The organism is Cellulomonas humilata (assembly GCF_030814415.1).
GTDB lineage: Bacteria > Actinomycetota > Actinomycetes > Actinomycetales > Cellulomonadaceae > Cellulomonas > Cellulomonas humilata_A.
The window spans coordinates 289,933-306,809 of record NZ_JAUSVB010000002.1 but is presented as its reverse complement, the minus strand read 5'-3'; the positions used below and the strand labels follow the sequence as shown (position 1 = coordinate 306,809).

Sequence of the window (16,877 nt, the reverse complement as noted above, 5' to 3'; positions counted from 1 at the left end):
GAGGGAAGACCAACGGTGGTCGACAACATCCCGGTCCACGTGGACCCCGCGCGGCCCGCCGCGCCGACGCTCGAGCAGGTCGCCGAGCGCGCCGGTGTCTCACGCTCAACAGCCTCCCGCGCCATCAACGGCGGTCTGCGCGTGTCTCCCGAGGCGCTCGCCTCGGTCGAGGCTGCGGTGACCGATCTCGGGTACACCCCGAACCGCGCCGCACGCTCTCTGGTCACCAAGCGCACGGACTCGATCGCCCTCGTGGTGCCCGAGCCCGACGAGCGCGTGCTGTCCGACCCGTTCTTCGCGGGCACCCTGAACGGCCTGAGCTCCTCGCTCGCCGACTCGGACATGCAGGTCGTGCTCGTCATCGCCCGCCCGGGTGAGAGCGAGCGCACCGTCCGCTACCTGCGCAACGGTCACGTCGACGGCGCGATCGTCGTGTCGCACCACGCGAACGACGAGCTCGACCGGGCGCTGCAGCTCTCCCGGGTGCCGAACGTGTTCGTCGGCCGACCGCTCTCCGCGGACGAGCGCGACGTGCAGTACGTCGACACCGACAACGTCGAGGGCGGCCGGCTGGCCACCCAGCACCTCATCGACCGGGGCTGCCGTCGCATCGCGACGATCGCCGGTCCGGCGGACATGTCGGCCGGCATCGACCGGCTCACCGGCTGGCGCAACGCGATCCGCGCGGCGGGCATGTCGGACGACGCGGTCGTGCGCGGGGACTTCACGATGGCGTCCGGCACCATCGCGGCGCGCGAGCTGCTCGCGAAGTTCCCTGATGTCGACGCGATCTTCATCGCCTCCGACCTGATGGCGGCCGGAGCGCTCAGCGTGCTGGCGGAGCACGGCAAGGAGGTCCCCGGCGACATCGCGGTGGTCGGGTACGACAACCTCGGGGTCGCGGCGTCGACCACTCCCCCGCTGACCAGCGTGATCCAGCCGGTCGTCGCGATGGCCCGGGCCGCGGGTGCGCGTCTCCTCGACCAGCTGAACGGCGCACCGGCGTCGCCGCCGCTGATCTTCGCTCCCGAGCTGGTCATCCGCGCCTCGGCGTAGAACCTGGCAGACGCAGAGGGCCCGGTGGACATCGTCCACCGGGCCCTCTGCGCATCGTCAGTCCCTCGTCGGCGGGACGTGCCCGAAGCGGTGCAGCGTCCGGCTCACCGCCTGCTCGCGCACGACCGTGAGCAGCTCCCGCGCGCCGGAGGCGAGCACGGGTCCGTCGAGCACGGTGACCTCGCCGACGCGGGTCGCCGCGGCCTCGCGCAGGCCGGGTGCCGACCCGACCACGCGGACGCGGCCGGTCACGCCGCCGGAGCGGACCCGCGCGGCGAACGCCTCGTGGGACTCGCCGGACACATCGCTCACGGTCACGCGGACCCCGGCGGTCCGTGCGGCGTGGCACACCCGGTCGACCTCCCGGGCCGGCGCGTCGGAGCCGGTCCGGACGGTGAGCTGCGGCACCCGCCGGTAGCGCAGGACGTTGGCCTCGACTCGCAAGCCCGACGGGTCGTGCTCGCGCGAGAGCTCGTCCGCCCACACGCGCGCATCGTCGTCCTGCGCCCAGGCGAGCCAGGCGGCGTCGTCCTGCGGGACGTCGGCGGAGTCCTGCCAGTCGCCGATCTGCGCGACGTAGTGGGGGCCACCGGCCTTGGCGCCGGGACCGACCGTGGAGGCCTTCCAGCCGCCGAACGGCTGGCGCTGCACGATCGCCCCGGTGATGTGCCGGTTGATGTAGGCGTTGCCGACCTCGACGCGCTCCAGCCAGTGGTCGATCTCGGCCTCGTCGAGCGAGTGCAGCCCGCCGGTGAGACCGAAGGCGACGGCGTTCTGCAGGTCGATCGCCTCGTCGAGCGTCTCGACGCGCATGATCCCGAGGACCGGTCCGAAGCACTCCGTGGTGTGGAACCACGACCCGGGCGCGACGCCGAACTTCACGCCGGGGCTCCACAGCCGGCCCTCGTCGTCGAGCTTCCGCGGGGCGACCAGCCACGACTCCCCCGGGTCGAGGGTGGTCAGGGCGCGCAGGAGCTTGCCGGACGCCGGCTCGGTCAGCGGCCCGACGGCCGTGCCCAGGTCGGTCGCGGGCCCGACGCGCAGCGACGCCACGGCGTCGGCCAGCTGGCGGCGCAGCCGGTCGGAACGGCCCGCGGAGCCGACGAGGATCGCCAGCGACGCCGCGGAGCACTTCTGCCCGGCATGCCCGAACGCGGAGCGCACCAGGTCGGCGACCGCGAGGTCCACGTCCGCGGACGGCGTGATGACCAGGGCGTTCTTGCCGGAGGTCTCGGCCAGGACGTCGAGGTCGGCCCGCCAGCCGGCGAACAGCTGCGCGGTCTCGATGGAGCCCGTGAGGACGACGCGGGCGACGTCCGGGTGGGCGACGAGCCGGCGTCCGACGTCACCCTCGGGGCTCAGCACGACCGTGAGGATGCCGCCGGGCGCGCCGGCATCGTCGAGACCGCGCTGGATCGCGGCCATCGCGACCTGCCCGCACCGCGGTGCCTGCGGCGCCGGCTTGACCAGCACCGGGCTGCCCGCGGCGAGGGAGGCCAGGACCGAGCCGACCGGGATCGCGACGGGGAAGTTCCACGGGGGCGTGACCACGGTCAGCCCTGCCGGCCGGTGCACGGCGCCGGGGACGACGCCGTCGGCGAGGTCGGCCGCACGGTCGGCGTAGTAGCGGGCGAAGTCGACCGCCTCGCTCACCTCCGGGTCGGCCTCCGCGACGGTCTTGCCGGTCTCGTGGACCATCGTCGCGACGAGGTCCGCCCGCGCGTCCTCCAGGGCGACCGCGACGGCGTGCAGCACCCGAGCACGGTCCGCGGGCTGCGTCGCGGCCCACGCGGGCTGCGCCGAGACGGCACGCGCGACGATCGCGTCGACCTCCGCCGCCGTGGACACCGTGACCGCGCCGGGCGGTACCGGCACGTCCCGGTCGACGAGGCTCTGCGCCCAGACGCGCGCCACCGCGACGGCCGGGTCGGTGTCCGGGGTGTTGGCGAAGGGGCCCGTCCCGGGTGCGTCGGCGTACGGTCGCGCGGTGCGCCGGGCCGCGGTCGACGGCTCGTCCCGGTCACGGAGGGCGACGCGGAACGCCTCCTCCTGCGCGTCCATCGCGGAACCCTCCGCGAAGAGGGCGTGCAGGAAGTTCTGGCTCGCGGAGTTCTCCTCGAGCCGTCGCACCAGGTAGGAGATCGCGACGTCGAAGTCGTGCCGGGCGACGACCGGCGTGTAGAGCAGGACTGCCCCGACCTCGTCGCGCACGGCACGCGCCTGCGCGGGCGCCATGCCCTGGAGCATCTCCACGTCGAGCGCCTCGCTGACGCCCCGCCGCTGCGCGAGCAGGTGGGCCGCGGCGACGTGGAACAGGTTGTGGCTGGCGATCCCGACCCGCAGCGCGGCCGTCCGGGCCGGGTCGAGGGCCCGGTCCACCAGCCGCAGGTAGGCCGCGTCGACGTCCGCCTTCGAGCCGTACGGAGCCTGCGACCACCCGTGCAGCTCGGCCTCCACCTGCTCCATGGCCAGGTTGGCACCCTTGACCAGGCGGACCTTGAGGCGGGCACCACCGGCCGCGCGGCGGGCGGTCGCGATCTGGGTGAGCTCGTCGAAGGCGTCGGCGGCGTCCGGCAGGTAGGCCTGCAGCACGATGCCCGCCTCGACGCCCAGGAGCTCCGGGTCCGAGACGAGGCGCTCGAACACCCGCACGGTGAGGGCGAGGTCGCGGTACTCCTCCATGTCGAGGTTGAGGAAGGTGCCGTGCCGGGCCGCGGTCAGGTACAGCGGGCGCAGCCTCTCGACCACGCGCTCCACGCTGCCGTCGGTGTCCCACGTGGACAGCTGGCTGGCCACCGCCGACACCTTGACGGACACGTAGTCCACGTCGGGCCGCTCCACCAGGGCCGTCACGCGCGCCAGCCGGGCGGCCGCCTCGCGCTCCCCCAGGACGGCCTCACCGAGCAGGTTGAGGTTGAGCCGGAAGCCCTCGGCGCGGGTGGCCGCCAGGTGCGCGGCCAGGCCGGGGCCGTCGTCGGCGACCAGGTGGCCGACGAGGCTGCGCAGACGCAGCCGGGCGGCCGGCACGACGACGTCGGGGAGCACGGGCGCGACGAGCGCCCCGACCCCGAGCATCGCCCGGTCGAGCGGGCCGAGGAAGCCCGCAGCTGCGCCCGACGTGAGAGCGGCGAGCTCCCGGGCAGCCACCCGGACGTCCTGCGGGCGAGCCACACGGTCCACGAACCGCACCGCGAGCTCGAGCCCTGCCGGGTCCGCGACGAGGTCCGCCAAGCGCCCCGTCGTGCGCCGTTCCTTGGCCGTCTGGCCCTCCGCCGTCGCCGAGAGCCAGGACCGGGCCAGCCGGATCGCGTCCTCGGTGACGTCGTCAGTCGTCGACATGCTGCTCCTTCGTCCGCCGGTCGGCCGGGTCGCGGCCGAGCTCGGTGTGCTCGTGGGCCGGGTCCGGCCTGGGCTCAGTCTGGCTGTCAAGGGCCTTCCGTGCGACGTCCGTCGCCCGGATGCCGGTTGACCACCCGTTCGGCAGTCGTCAGGGTGAACCATCCGTCCGCCGCGGGGCGGACGAGCCGACGCCACCGTCGACCCCGAGGGAAGCCACATGCGCACACCTGCCCGCACCCGACGCGCTCTCGTCTCCGTCCTGAGCGCCCTGACCCTCCTCGGCGGCGGCATCGCCGCCGCCGAACCGTCCGTCGCCGGCGACCGCCTCGACCCTGCGCTGCTCGAGGTCCAGACGGGCACCGGAGGCGTCGTGCGGCCCTTCGCCACGATCGAGGGCGAGGAGGAGTTCTGCAAGTGGCTGACCGGGGTCTACGTCAACCACCCGACGTACTACACGGTGCGCGTCTACAACTGCCGGCAGACGGACATCTTCGTCAAGGCCGTCTACCTCAACGGCACGTTCGGCACGTGCGTCCTCGTCCCGGCGCGGCACTCGCGACACCTCGGCGGCTCCGTCGTGAAGCCGATCGACGACGCGCAGATCTGCTGACACGCTCCACTGCCCGCAGGTCGGACACGCCCGGCTCGCCTGTCGGTCCTCTCGTGATGCAGCGCCGTGGGATGCCACAGTGTGCACGTGACGGACCTCACAGCGGAGACCCCGCAACAGACCACGCCCCTCGCCACCGCCAAGGCACAGCTTGCCGGTGCAGTCGAGATCCTCGGCTATACCGAGGGGCTCCACCGCATGCTCGCCACACCCCGGCGCGAGATGAACGTCGCTGTCCCCCTGCGTCGGGACGACGGCGAGATCGAGCTCTTCACCGGGTACCGCGTGCAGCACAACATCTCCCGCGGCCCGGGCAAGGGCGGGCTGCGCTACTCGGCCGGCGTCGACGTCGACGAGGTGCGGGCGCTCGCCATGTGGATGACCTGGAAGTGTGCGGTCGTCGACGTGCCGTACGGCGGTGCCAAGGGCGGCGTCACCATCGACCCGCGGCTGTACAGCCAGGCCGAGCTCGAGCGTGTCACCCGGCGCTACACCAGCGAGATCATGCCGATCATCGGCCCCGAGCGGGACATCATGGCGCCCGACATCGGCACCAACGAGCAGACCATGGCGTGGGTCATGGACACCTACTCCGTGAACCTCGGCTACACCATCCCCGCGGTCACCACGGGCAAGCCGCTCGCGGTCGGTGGCTCGCTCGGGCGCGCGACCGCCACGTCGCGTGGCGTCGTTCACTCGGCGGCCGCCGCGCTGGGTGACGCGGGCGTGCAGCTGCGCGAGGTGAGCGCCGCGGTGCAGGGCTTCGGCAAGGTCGGCTCGCACGCCTCCCGCTTCCTGCACGACGCGGGCACCCGCGTGGTCGCGGTCAGCGACGAGCAGGGCGGCGTCATGCACAACGACGGCCTCGACATCGCCGGGCTCGAGCGGCACGTCGCGGTGACCGGCACCGTGGTCGGCTTCGAGGGCGGCGAGCCGATCGACAACACCGAGCTCCTCGCGCTCGACGTCGACCTGCTCATCCCGGCCGCCGTCGAGGGTGTCCTGGACGCCGAGGCGGCCGGCCGGGTCAAGGCGCGGTGGGTCGTCGAGGCCGCCAACGGCCCGACGACGCATGAGGGCGACCGCGTGCTGGCGGAGCGCGGCGTCGTCGTCGTGCCGGACATCCTGGCCAACGCCGGTGGTGTCGTCGTGTCGTACTTCGAGTGGGTGCAGGCGAACCAGGCGTACTGGTGGACCGAGCGCGAGATCGAGGACCGCCTGGAGCACCGGATGGTCACGGCCCACCGCGCGGTCGCTGCCGTGGCGAGCGCCGAGGGCATCTCGCTGCGCGACGCGGCGCTGACCATCGGGGTCCGACGCGTCGCCGAGGCGCACCAGATCCGCGGCCTGTACCCCTGACCGTCCCGGAAGTCGTCCCGGGAGTACGGACGGGGGTACAGGTGTTGCTGACGAGGTGACCCGTCGCAACCCTGTGCCCCTGTCCGTGCTCGACACCTCCCCCGTCGCCGTCGGCCAGACCTCCGGCGACGCGCTCGCCGCGACGACCGCCCTGGCCCGCGCCGCCGACGCCGCCGGCTACGCCCGGTTCTGGGTGGCCGAGCACCACGCGATGCCGGCGGTCGCGTCGACGTCCCCGGGCGTCCTCCTGGCGCACCTCGCGGCGTCGACGGACCGTATCCGGCTCGGCTCCGGCGGCGTCATGCTGCCGAACCACCCGACGCTGGTCGTCGCGGAGCAGTTCGCCATGCTCGAGGCGCTGCACCCCGGTCGCATCGACCTGGGCATCGGCCGGGCGCCCGGGGCGGACCCCATGACGGCCGCGGCGCTGCGGCGCACGGTGGAAGGGCTGGGGGCCGACGACTTCCCGGCGGAGGTCATCGACGTCCTCGCCCTGCTCGGGCAGGACCTCCCCGGTCGGGCGCCGTCGCTGCGCGCCTCCCGGCTGTCCGCGACCCCGGTCGCGACGTCGTCGCCGCAGGTCTGGCTGCTGGGCTCCAGTCTGTTCAGCGCGGAGCTGGCCGGGTCGCTGGGCCTGCCGTTCAGCTACGCGCACCACTTCAACACCGGCCACACGCTGCAGGCCGCCGACGCCTACCGCCGCGCGTTCCGTCCGTCGCCGGTGCTCGACGAACCGCGCCTGATGGTCTCGGCCTCGGTGCTCGTCGCGGACTCCGACGACGAGGCGCAGTACCTGGCCGGACCCAGCCGCGTCATGGCCCTGTCGCTGCGGACCGGCCGACCGCTGGGACCGATCGTGTCCCCCGAGGACGCCGCCCGCGAGCTCGACGCCCTCGACCCCGTGGCCGCGGCCGACTTCTTCGCGCGCGTCCCCGGGACCCAGGTCGCGACGACCGCGGACCGGGCGGTCGACGAGCTCGACGCGCTGGTCGCACGGACCGGCGCCGACGAGCTGATGATCACCGGCACGGCGTTCGACGTGGCGACCCGGGTGCACACCCTGGAGCAGGTCGCGGCGCGCTGGCCGTCGGACGTGGTCGCCGCCTGACTAGCTGTCCGGCAGCACGCTCGCTCGGGGCAGGGTCCGAGCGCGCCACACCACGTCGAGCGCCGGATCGCCGACCCCGCTGGGTTCCGTCCGTTCCACGGTGAAGCCCTCGCGCTCGTAGAACGCCCCAGCCCGTTCGTTGCTCGCGAAGTGCTCGACGCACAACCGGCTCGCCTCCGGCGGCAGGCGCAGGACGAGGGCCTCGATCAGTCGTGGGCCGAGCCCGTGGCTCCTGTGCCGGGGATCGACGTAGAGCTTGTAGATGACGTGGTCGACGCCGTCCCGCCCGAGCTGGGCAACTCCCACGACGTGGTCGTCCGACACCGCGACGACGACCAGCCCTCCGGACACGGCGGCAACGATCTGTCCCTCGTTCCACCATCGGGCCACCTGCGCGTCCGCGGCACGCGCACCGATCAGCGGCGTGTAGTGCGGTCGGACGTGCGAATCACCGAACTCGCAGATCGCACGGACGTCGTGCGCGTCAGCGCCACGGATGACCTCCACGCCTCGGCACCTCCTGCGCCCGGGTGAGCTCGGTCTACGTCGGCTCGTCGCCGGCGTGCGGGTCCCGGACCAGCGTGGCCCGCAGGACGCCGCTGAGCTCGAGCGTGTCGCCGTCGGGCGCCGACACGGTCGAGGGCTCCCCCAGCAGGCGGAGCACCTGCTGCTCGCGGGTCATCGCGTCCGGCGGGCCCGCCATGAGGGTGGACACGACGGGGCCGAACGTCAGCGTCTGCCCCTCGAGCCGCCACGTGCCGCGCACCCGGTTGACCCCCGCCAGGCCGAAGACCTGACCGTCACCGTCGAACGTCAGGAACGGCGTGGCACGCCCCGCCGCGTCGAGCTCGGCGCCCTCGAGCGCCGTGAACCGCCATGTCCCCGCCAGATCGACCATCTGCCGATGATGTCACCCGCGGGGCTGGCGGTCCGCCCAGGTCTCCAGCGTCACGCGCGGGCCGGTGTAGAACGGCACCTCCTCGCGCACGTGCAGGCGGGCGTCGGTGGCGCGCAGGTCCCGCATCAGGTCGACGATCCGGTGCAGCTCGGGGGCCTCGAACGCGAGGATCCACTCGTAGTCCCCGAGCGCGAAGGCCGAGACCGTGTTGGCGCGCACGTCGGCGTACCCGCGGGCCGCCTGGCCGTGCTCGACGAGCATCCGCCGGCGGTCGTCCTCGGGCAGCACGTACCAGTCGTACGAGCGCACGAACGGGTACACCGTCATGTAGTCGCCGGCCGGCTCGCCCGCGAGGAACGCGGGGACGTGCGACCGGTTGAACTCCGCCGGCCGGTGCAGACCCACGACGGACCAGACGGGCAGCAGGTGCCGGCCGAGGTCGCTGGCGCGCAGCCGCTGGTAGGCGCCCTGCACCTCCTCGATGGTCTCGGCGTGCCACCAGACCATGAGGTCGGCGTCGGCGCGCAGACCGGCGACGTCGTACCAGCCACGGACCACCAGGCCCTCGTCGGCGACGGCCGCCAGGGCGGCTGCGATGAGCTCGGCGCGCTCGTCGTCGTCCTCGGGCAGCACCTCTTCGAGCGCGAAGACGGTCCACATCGTGTACCGGACGGTGGCGTTGAGGGTCTCGGCGTCGTGCGACATCGCGAAGGGCTCCAAGAGGGGGTCAGGACCAGGGGTCGGTCGAGCAAGCGGCGGGGATGCCGGTGGGGCTCTCGGCGCGCATCTGGCAGCAGCCCGGCCGACAGACGGAGCGGAAGGGCGGCAGCTCCCCGACCGTGGCCTCGACGACCGGGCGGGCGGTCGCGTCCGCGACGACGTCGGCCGTGACCGGGTGGGCACCGTGCGCGTCGGCGTCACGGGCCAGCGCAGCCCGCTCGAGCACCAGGTCGACCAGCCCGCGCACGAACGGCTCGCGCGTCCCGACCGTGTCGGCGCGCACCGCCACCAGGCCGAGCCCGGCCGCGGTCTCCAGCGCCTCGGTATCGAGGTCGAAGGCGACCTCCATGTGGTCGGAGATGAACCCGATCGGCGACAGGACCACGGCCTGCGCCCCGTCGGCCGCGAGCGCGGTCAGGTGGTCGTTGACGTCCGGCTCGAGCCAGGGCTGGCTCGGCGGGCCGGAGCGCGAGCAGTACGTGAGGTCCCAGGTCACGGGCCGCCCGAGTCGCTGCTCGACGGCCGCGGCGACCGTGGCCGCGACGTCCAGGTGCTGGGCGCGGTACGAGGCGCCGGAGACCGCCGACGCCTCTTCCATCGTGTCGGGGATCGAGTGCGTGACGAACACCAGGCGCGCGTCGCGGCCGATCGACTCGAACGCCTCGGTCACCGCGTCGACGTTCGCCTGCACGAAGCCCGGGTGGTTGAAGTAGGACCGCACCTTGTCGACGGCCAGCGGGTGCTCGCCCTCACCGAGACCGTCGTCGATGCCGAGCTCGTCGAGCGAGGCCCAGAGGTTCTCCCGGTACTGGCGGCAGCCCGAGTACGAGGAGTACGCGCTGGTGACCAGGGCGACGACCCGGCGGGCGCCGTCGGAGTACGCGGCCGACAGGGCGTCGGTCGTGTACGGCTCCCAGTTCCGGTTGCCCCACACCACCGGGAGGTCGATGCCGCGACGGGCGAGCTCGTCGGTGAGCGCCTTCTGCAGGGCCAGGTTCTGGCCGTTGATCGGGCTCGCGCCACCGAAGTGGTGGTAGTGCTCCGCGACCACCGCGAGCCGCTCGTCGGGGATGTTCTTCCCGGCGGTGACGTTGCGCAGGAACGGCAGGACGTCGTCGGGACCGTCGGGCCCCCCGAACGAGAAGAGCAGCAGCGCGTCGTACGGGGCGACAGGGCTCAGGTCGGTCGGGGACAGCGAGGTGCTCACGGCAGTGTCGGGGGCCACCGAACGATCATCGCACCGGGCACGCGACCCGCTCGCGGCGAGCGGCCCGACGAGCCCGTGAGATTGTCGGGACGCGTTGTCAGAAACCTTCAGCCCTTGACCGCTCCTCCCAGCCCGGCGCCGCGCAGGAAGCTGCGCTGGAAGACGAGGAACAGCACGATCGGGATCAGGGTGGAGATGGCCAGGGCGGCCATGAGCACGCCCTTGTCGGTGGTCGCCTCGATGGACGGCAACCGCACCGACAGTGGCTGCAGGTCCGGGTTGCGCAGGACCAGCAGCGGCCAGAGGAAGTCCTTCCACGACGCGATGACGGCGAAGATCGACACGACGCCGAGGATCGGCTTGCTCATGGGCAGCACGATCGACCAGAACAGCCGGTAGGGCCCCGCGCCGTCGACGCGGGCGGCCTCGAAGATCTCCCGCGGCAGGTTGTCGAAGAACCGCTGGACGAGCACCACGTTGAACGCGCTCGCGCCGGCGGGCAGCCAGACGCCCCAGAACGAGTTGACCAGGGACGTGTGGAACACGGGCGTGTCCAGGACGGTCAGGTACAGCGGCACGAGCAGCACGACCGCGGGGACGAACAGCGTGGCCAGCACGGCCGCCTGCAGCACCCGGGCGTAGCGCGGACGCAGCACCGAGAGCAGGTAGCCGCCGGTCGTCGCGACGAGGATCTGGCTGAACCAGGCCCCGGCGGCGAGCACGATCGTGTTCGCGAAGTACTTGCTGACCTGCACGTCGTTCCAGGCCTCGCTGAGGTTCGACCACGCGATCCCGTTCGGGAAGATCGCCATCGGGGTGCGCAGGATGTCCTGCGTGGGGGTGACGGCGAACTTGGCCAGGAGCAGGAGCGGGCCGACGCACCAGACGACGAGCAGCACGAGCAGCAGCCAGTGCGTGGTGCCGAGCGACCACTTCACGGACGGGCGGCGCCAGTCGGCGACGGAGACCGCGCTGCGGTCCTCGCCGTCGTCGGACGAGGACGCCTTGCGGACCCGGCGCGCGCGCGTCGCACTCGGCAGCTCGGCGCCCGGGATCACGGGCACCTCGCCCGGCGCGGTGCCGAGCACGGGCCGGGGGCTGGTGGGCCCGAGGGGCGAGGTCGTCGTCACGAGGTGCTCCAGCGGCGGGTGAGGCGGAAGTACACGAGGGACATGACGGCGAGGAACACCGCGAGCAGCAGGCTGAGCGCCGTCGCCTCGCCGTAGTTCCCGCCGAGGCTGTTGCCGAACGCGTAGCGGTAGATGAGCAGCAGGATCGTCACGGTCGCGTTGGCCGGGCCGCCGCCGGTGAACAGGTAGGGCTCGAGGAACACCTGGGCGGTCCCGATGATCTGCAGGATCAGCGTGATGAACAGGACCCCGCGCAGCTGCGGCACGAGCACGTGCCAGACCTTGCGCCAGACGCCGGCGCCGTCGACCTCCGCCGCGTCGTACAGCTCGGGCGGGACGGCCGTCAGCGCGGCGAGGTAGATGATCACGGTGCCGCCGGCCGCCGCCCACGTGGCCTCCAGCACGAGCGACGGCATCGCCATCGTCATGCTCTGCAACCAGGGTTGGGGCGGGATGCCGACCCAGCCGAGGATCGTGTTGAACACGCCCTCGGGCCGCGGGTCGTAGAAGAACTTCCACAGCAGGACCGCCACCACGGGCGGCACGACGACGGGCAGGTAGGCCAGGGCCGAGTACAGCCCCTTCGCCCGGCGGACCTCACGCATGAGCACCGCGGCGACGAGCGGGACGGGGTAGCCGAACACGAGCGCGAGCAGCGCGAACCAGAGGGTGTTGCGCGTCGCGACGGGCAGGAGCGGGTCGGCGAACACGTTCTGGAAGTTCTGCAGCCCCACCCACGACGTGGTGATGAGGTTCGTCTTCTGGAAGCTCATCACCACCGCGCGGACGATCGGCAGCCACGAGAAGACGCCGAAGATCACGAGCAGGGGTAGGGCGAACACCAGCGCGCTCAGACCGCCGCCGCGCACCCAGGTGAGCGGGGTGCCGCGGCGTCGGGGGCGGGCGCCGACGAGGACGACGTCGTCCGTGGTCATCAGGGGCCTTCCTCGGGGGTACGGACGTTCGAGCAACGGTGCCCGGCCGGGACGCTCCCCGGCCGGGCACCGCGCGGTCTTACTGGTCGAGCAGAGCCTGACCCTGGGTGTTCGCCGTCTCGAGCAGGGCGTCGATGTCGGCGTTCTCGTCCGTCAGGACCGCCTGCACGACCGGGAAGAGCAGCGCATAGGTGTCCTGGGTGGACGCGCTGATCTCACCGATGCTGGGCTGCGTGAACATGACGTCCGTGTAGCCCTTCATGTTGTCGAGCGGGACGTTGACGTAGTCCTTGACCCACTCGAGCGACGTGGCGTACTGCTCCTCGCTGAAGATCGGGAGCACCGGGGTGCCCACGGCCTGGCCGTTCTCGTTGCGGAGCTTGGCGTCGGCCACCGCCTGGTCCTGGTCCAGCATCTTGGACAGGTACCAGAAGTCGATCCACTTGACCGCGGCGTCCTTCTGCGCGTCGGTGGACTCCTTGGTCACCGCGGCGAGCGTGCCGCCGGTGAGGGCGCCACCACCGTTGGTCGTCGGGATCGCCGTGAGGCCGTAGCCCCAGTCCTCGGTGAGCCCGTTGTTCTCGACGAGCGCGTTGTAGACGTCCGAGCCGGACGTGTACATGGCCAGCTGGCCACCGGCGAACGCCTCGTTGATCTCACCCCAGCCGAGGTCGGTGCGGGGCAGGATCGAGTTGTCCGTGAAGCGCAGGTCGTGCAGCCACTGCAGGTGCTCCTTGACGGCCGGGTCGTCCAGCGTGGCGACGTACGCGTCACCGTCCTGCTCCTGGATGACGCCGCCGCGCGAGTTCGCCGCGGCGGCCAGCTGCCACCCGCCGGCGTTGTCGAGCGCCATCGTCGCGTAGCCCGCGACACCGGTGGCGTCGTGGATGGTCTTGGCGTACTCGCGGACCTCGTCCCACGTCGTCGGCGGCTGGTCGGGGTCGAGCCCGGCCTGCTCGAACAGATTGCGGTTGTAGTGCAGCGCGACGCCGTAGATGGACTTGGCGGGGATCGCGTAGACCTTGCCGTCCGAGCCGGTGCCGGCCTCGAGCAGGTTCTCGTTGAAGTCGTCCGCGAACGACAGGGAGTCGAACTGCGTCGAGATGTCGGCCAGCTGGCCGTTCTCGATGAGCGTCTTGGCGTCGGTCAGCGGGATCTCGAACACGTTCGGCAGCGTGCCGCCGGCCAGCTGCGCGGAGAAGGTCGACGCGAGCCAGTTGTACTCCTCCGGCTCCACGTTGATGTCGGGGTTGGCGGCCTCGAACTCCTCGACGCGCGCGTTCAGCGCGTCGACGGCCTCCGTCTCGGCACCGGGCTGGAGGCCGGCCACCGTGAGGGTGATCTTGCCGTCGGACTCGCCGCCCGTGGGTTCGTCGTCGTTGCTGCACGCGGCCAGCAGGCCGAGCGAGAGCACACCGGCCATGGCGAGCGCGGTGGTGCGTGAGGACCTCATCGTCACTCCTTCGTGAGGGAACGCGCCGGACGGGGTGCCAGGTCGCGATCAGGTGCTGCGGTCGGGTTGGTGCGGATCAGGCGGGGGTGCGCAGCCACGCGGCGGTGTCGCGCGGCAGCAGGCCTGCCTCGAGCGGGGCGCTCGAGAGCAGGACGTCGGTGTGGGCGGGCAGGGCGGCGGGCTCGTCGCCCAGGTTGACGACGCACACGAGGTCGCCACGGGCGAACGCGAGCACGTCGTCGGAGCTGTCGATCCACGTCATCGGCCCGTCGCCCAGGGTGGGCTCGGCCCGGCGGATCGCCAGGAGATCGCGGTAGAGGTGCAGGGTGGACGCGGGGTCGACCTCCTGCGCCGCGACGGTCAGCTCCGCCCAGCCGGCGGGCTGCGGGAGCCACGACCCGCCGGACCCGAACCCGTAGGGCGCGGCGGAACCCGTCCAGGGCAGCGGGACCCGGCAGCCGTCCCGACCGGGGTCGACGCCCTCGGAGCGGAAGTGCATCGGGTCCTGCAGCAGGCCCAGCGGCAGGTCCTCGACCTCCGGCAGGCCCAGCTCGTCGCCCTGGTAGATGTACAGCGAGCCGGGCAGGGCCGCCGTGAGCAGGGCCGCGGCCCGCGCGCGGCGCAGGCCCACGTCCAGGTCGGTCGGGGTGCCGAAGCGCTTGGCGGTGAACGCGAACGACGTGTCCTCGCGGCCGTACCGCGTGACCGGGCGGGTGATGTCGTGGTTGGACAGCACCCAGGTGGCGGGGGCGCCGACGGGACCGTGGGCGGCGAGCGTGATGTCGATCGACTCCCGCAGCTGCTTGGCGTCCCACGGCCGCGCCATGAAGTCGAAGTTGAACGCGGTGTGCATCTCGTCCGGACGCAGGTACTGCGCGAACCGGGTCTTGTCCTGGAGCCAGACCTCGCCGACGAGGACGCGCGTGCCCTCGTAGGAGTCGGCGACGGCGCGCCACCCGCGGTAGACGTCGTGCAGCTCGTCGCGGTCGACGTGCGGGTGCTCGCCCGGTCCGGGGTGGACCGGTACCTCCGGCAGCGTCGCGTCCTTGACCAGCAGCGCGGCCGAGTCGATCCGGATGCCCGCGACGCCGCGGTCGAACCAGAACCGCAGGACCGCCTCGAACTCGGCGACGACGTCGGGGTGCGACCAGTTGAGGTCGGGCTGCTGCGGCGCGAACAGGTGCAGGTACCACTCCCCGGGGGTGCCGTCCGGGTTGGTGGTGCGCGTCCACGTGTTGCCCTGGAAGTCGGAGACCCAGCCGGTCGGGATCTGCTCCCCGTGCTCACCCTTGCCGGGGTGGAACCAGAACCGGTCGCGTTCCGCGGAGCCGGGGCCTGCGGCGAGCGCGGCCTGGAACCACTCGTGCTGGTCCGAGACGTGGTTCGGGACGACGTCGATGATCGTCCGGATCCCCACGTGCAGGGCCTCGGCGATGAGCAGCTCGGCCTCCTCGAGGGTGCCGAAGGCCGGGTCGATGGCCCGGTAGTCGGCGACGTCGTACCCGCCGTCGGCGAGCGGGGAGACGTACCAGGGGGTGACCCAGATCGCGTCGACACCGAGGTCGCGCAGGTACGGGAGCCGCGAGCGCAGGCCCGCCAGGTCACCGGTCCCGTCGCCGTTCCCGTCCGCGAAGCTGCGCGGGTAGACCTGGTAGATCACTGCGCCGCGCCACCACTGCGGATCGGTCTCCGGCTGCGCCTGCGCCACTCGCGTCTCGTCTCTCGTGGGCCGCCGTCGATGTCGCCGGGGCCGGGCTGTCCTGTGTGACACGCGACGAGGACGGCCCTGCGGGACGCCGTCGTCGCGATCCAGACGCTAAAGGAAACGACTGGATTAACGCAAGAACCCGACAGAGTAGTTATCGAAGTGTGACCGTTGCGCCATCGAATCTCGATAAGTGCCCACGCGCGACACAGGCCCCGCCCCGCCGAGAACGGCGGGACGGGGCCTGGGGAACGCGCTGAGGTCAGTCGGCCAGCGCCACCGGTTGCGTCGGCGCGGGACCGGTGGAGCCGCGCACGACGAGCTCCGGCTCGAAGAGCAGCTCGTCCTGCGGCACGACGGCGCCGTGGATCTGGCTGACCAGCAGGTCGATCGCCGCGCGGCCCATCGGCTCGATCGGCTGGCGGACCGTGGTCAGGGGCGGCTCGGTGCAGCTCATGAAGGCGGAGTCGTCGTAGCCGACGACGGAGATGTCGTCCGGGACGCGCAGCCCGGCCCGACGTGCGGCCCGGATCACACCGAGCGCCAGCGGGTCGCTCGCGCACACGATGCCCGTGACGCCCTCACGCAGGAGCCGGTTCCCCGCGGCCTGCCCGCTCTCGAGGGAGTAGGCGCTGCGGACGACCTGACGCTCCCCCAGCTCCAGGCCCAGACGCTGCATCATCGCCTGCGCCGCCCGCAGCTTGCGCTCGGACGGCACGTGGTCGACCGGTCCGAGGACCAGGCCGATCGTGGTGTGGCCCAGCGAGGCCAGGTGCCCGATCGCCTGCTCGATCGCCACCTCGTCGTCGCAGGACACCCGCGGGAAGGGCAGCTCCTCGATCGAGGCGTTGATCAGCACGACCGGCAGGTTGCGCCCGGCGAGGCGCTCGTAGTGCCCGTGCGTGGCGTCCCGCTGCGCGTAGTGGCCGCCGGCGAAGACGATCCCCGACACCTGCTGACCGAGCAGGAGCTCGACGTAGTCCGCCTCCGAGACGCCGCCGGCGGTCTGCGTGCACAGGACGGGGGTGAAGCCCTGCTGGGCCAGCGCCCCACCGACCACCTCTGCGAACGCGGGGAAGATCGGGTTCTGGAGCTCGGGCAGCACGAGGCCCACCAGCCGGGCGCGCTCGCCGCGCAGCTTGGTGGGGCGCTCGTAACCGAGCACGTCGAGCGCCGTCAGCACCGCCTCCCGCGTCGACTCCGCGACGCCGGGCTTGCCGTTGAGCACGCGGCTCACGGTCGCCTCCGAGACGCCGACCTTGCGTGCTACCTCTGCGAGTCGCCTGGACATACGTGTCAGCGTACTGCTCAACGCTGCAAGTGGCTTGCAGGACGCTGCAAGCAGTTTCACGTCGCA

The 16,877-nt window shown here is 72.5% G+C and carries 14 protein-coding genes; 4 read left to right on the top strand and 10 right to left on the bottom strand.

The features are described 5' to 3' along the window. The first annotated feature begins 15 nt into the window (after nt 1-15). A complete protein-coding gene (locus J2X26_RS07570; protein ID WP_307491138.1) occupies nt 16-1,056 on the top strand; it encodes a LacI family DNA-binding transcriptional regulator in 1,041 nt (346 codons plus the stop codon). A 57-nt stretch (nt 1,057-1,113) separates the two neighbouring features. Here the strand turns inward: J2X26_RS07570 and J2X26_RS07565 are convergent, their stop codons facing one another. Beyond that, nucleotides 1,114-4,395, bottom strand: coding sequence for a bifunctional proline dehydrogenase/L-glutamate gamma-semialdehyde dehydrogenase (locus J2X26_RS07565; RefSeq protein ID WP_307491137.1), 3,282 nt, complete (start codon nt 4,393-4,395; stop codon nt 1,114-1,116). A gap of 217 nt (nt 4,396-4,612) precedes the next feature. Between J2X26_RS07565 and J2X26_RS07560 the strand changes: the two genes are divergently transcribed. The 3 genes from J2X26_RS07560 to J2X26_RS07550 all read left to right on the top strand — a co-directional run bounded on the left by J2X26_RS07560 (nt 4,613) and on the right by J2X26_RS07550 (nt 7,472). Continuing rightward, nucleotides 4,613-5,005 carry a hypothetical protein gene (locus J2X26_RS07560; RefSeq protein WP_307491136.1) on the top strand — a complete coding sequence of 131 codons (393 nt, stop codon included), beginning with the start codon at nt 4,613-4,615 and terminating at the stop codon, nt 5,003-5,005. 87 nt (nt 5,006-5,092) lie between these two features. Then, the gene (locus J2X26_RS07555; RefSeq protein ID WP_307491134.1) at nt 5,093-6,364 is read left to right on the top strand and encodes a Glu/Leu/Phe/Val family dehydrogenase; all 1,272 of its coding nucleotides are present in this window, start codon (nt 5,093-5,095) and stop codon (nt 6,362-6,364) included. A gap of 55 nt (nt 6,365-6,419) precedes the next feature. Further along, the gene (locus tag J2X26_RS07550) at nt 6,420-7,472 is read left to right on the top strand and encodes an LLM class flavin-dependent oxidoreductase (protein ID WP_307491132.1); all 1,053 of its coding nucleotides are present in this window, start codon (nt 6,420-6,422) and stop codon (nt 7,470-7,472) included. Here J2X26_RS07550 and J2X26_RS07545 read toward each other — a convergent pair whose 3' ends face one another. The 9 genes from J2X26_RS07545 to J2X26_RS07505 all read right to left on the bottom strand — a co-directional run bounded on the left by J2X26_RS07545 (nt 7,473) and on the right by J2X26_RS07505 (nt 16,811). Further along, nucleotides 7,473-7,979, bottom strand: coding sequence for a GNAT family N-acetyltransferase (locus tag J2X26_RS07545; protein ID WP_307491130.1), 507 nt, complete (start codon nt 7,977-7,979; stop codon nt 7,473-7,475). A 34-nt stretch (nt 7,980-8,013) separates the two neighbouring features. Continuing rightward, nucleotides 8,014-8,370: an META domain-containing protein gene (locus tag J2X26_RS07540; RefSeq protein ID WP_307491128.1), complete on the bottom strand. Its 357-nt coding sequence runs from the start codon at nt 8,368-8,370 to the stop codon at nt 8,014-8,016. A 12-nt stretch (nt 8,371-8,382) separates the two neighbouring features. Further along, the gene (hemQ, locus tag J2X26_RS07535; RefSeq protein ID WP_307491126.1) at nt 8,383-9,075 is read right to left on the bottom strand and encodes a hydrogen peroxide-dependent heme synthase; all 693 of its coding nucleotides are present in this window, start codon (nt 9,073-9,075) and stop codon (nt 8,383-8,385) included. 22 nt (nt 9,076-9,097) lie between these two features. Continuing rightward, nucleotides 9,098-10,315 (bottom strand): ferrochelatase, encoded by a 1,218-nt coding sequence (locus tag J2X26_RS07530; RefSeq protein WP_307491124.1) that lies wholly within the window; start codon nt 10,313-10,315, stop codon nt 9,098-9,100. 89 nt (nt 10,316-10,404) lie between these two features. Then, nucleotides 10,405-11,427 (bottom strand): carbohydrate ABC transporter permease, encoded by a 1,023-nt coding sequence (locus tag J2X26_RS07525; RefSeq protein WP_439897826.1) that lies wholly within the window; start codon nt 11,425-11,427, stop codon nt 10,405-10,407. Further along, a complete protein-coding gene (locus tag J2X26_RS07520; RefSeq protein WP_307491123.1) occupies nt 11,424-12,362 on the bottom strand; it encodes a carbohydrate ABC transporter permease in 939 nt (312 codons plus the stop codon). Before J2X26_RS07520 ends, J2X26_RS07525 begins: the two co-directional genes overlap by 4 nt. A gap of 79 nt (nt 12,363-12,441) precedes the next feature. Then, entirely contained in the window at nt 12,442-13,815 is a 1,374-nt protein-coding gene (locus J2X26_RS07515) for an ABC transporter substrate-binding protein (protein ID WP_307491122.1), read from the bottom strand. Nucleotides 13,816-13,891: 76 nt separating this feature from the next. Beyond that, nucleotides 13,892-15,523, bottom strand: a complete 1,632-nt coding sequence (locus J2X26_RS07510) for a glycoside hydrolase family 13 protein (RefSeq protein WP_307491121.1) — start codon at nt 15,521-15,523, stop codon at nt 13,892-13,894. Nucleotides 15,524-15,782: 259 nt separating this feature from the next. Continuing rightward, nucleotides 15,783-16,811, bottom strand: a complete 1,029-nt coding sequence (locus J2X26_RS07505; RefSeq protein ID WP_307491120.1) for a LacI family DNA-binding transcriptional regulator — start codon at nt 16,809-16,811, stop codon at nt 15,783-15,785. Nucleotides 16,812-16,877: the final 66 nt, after the last annotated feature.

Excerpts from the sequence above, each read along its gene's own strand:
- J2X26_RS07565 (WP_307491137.1), bottom strand. The coding sequence starts at position 4,395 with ATGTCGACGACTGACGACGTCACCGAGGACGCGATCCGGCTGGCCCGG.
- J2X26_RS07560 (WP_307491136.1), top strand. The coding sequence starts at position 4,613 with ATGCGCACACCTGCCCGCACCCGACGCGCTCTCGTCTCCGTCCTGAGC.
- J2X26_RS07520 (WP_307491123.1), bottom strand. The coding sequence starts at position 12,362 with ATGACCACGGACGACGTCGTCCTCGTCGGCGCCCGCCCCCGACGCCGC.
- J2X26_RS07540 (WP_307491128.1), bottom strand. The coding sequence starts at position 8,370 with ATGGTCGATCTGGCGGGGACATGGCGGTTCACGGCGCTCGAGGGCGCC.
- J2X26_RS07505 (WP_307491120.1), bottom strand. The coding sequence starts at position 16,811 with ATGTCCAGGCGACTCGCAGAGGTAGCACGCAAGGTCGGCGTCTCGGAG.
- hemQ (WP_307491126.1), bottom strand. The coding sequence starts at position 9,075 with ATGTCGCACGACGCCGAGACCCTCAACGCCACCGTCCGGTACACGATG.
- J2X26_RS07515 (WP_307491122.1), bottom strand. The coding sequence starts at position 13,815 with ATGAGGTCCTCACGCACCACCGCGCTCGCCATGGCCGGTGTGCTCTCG.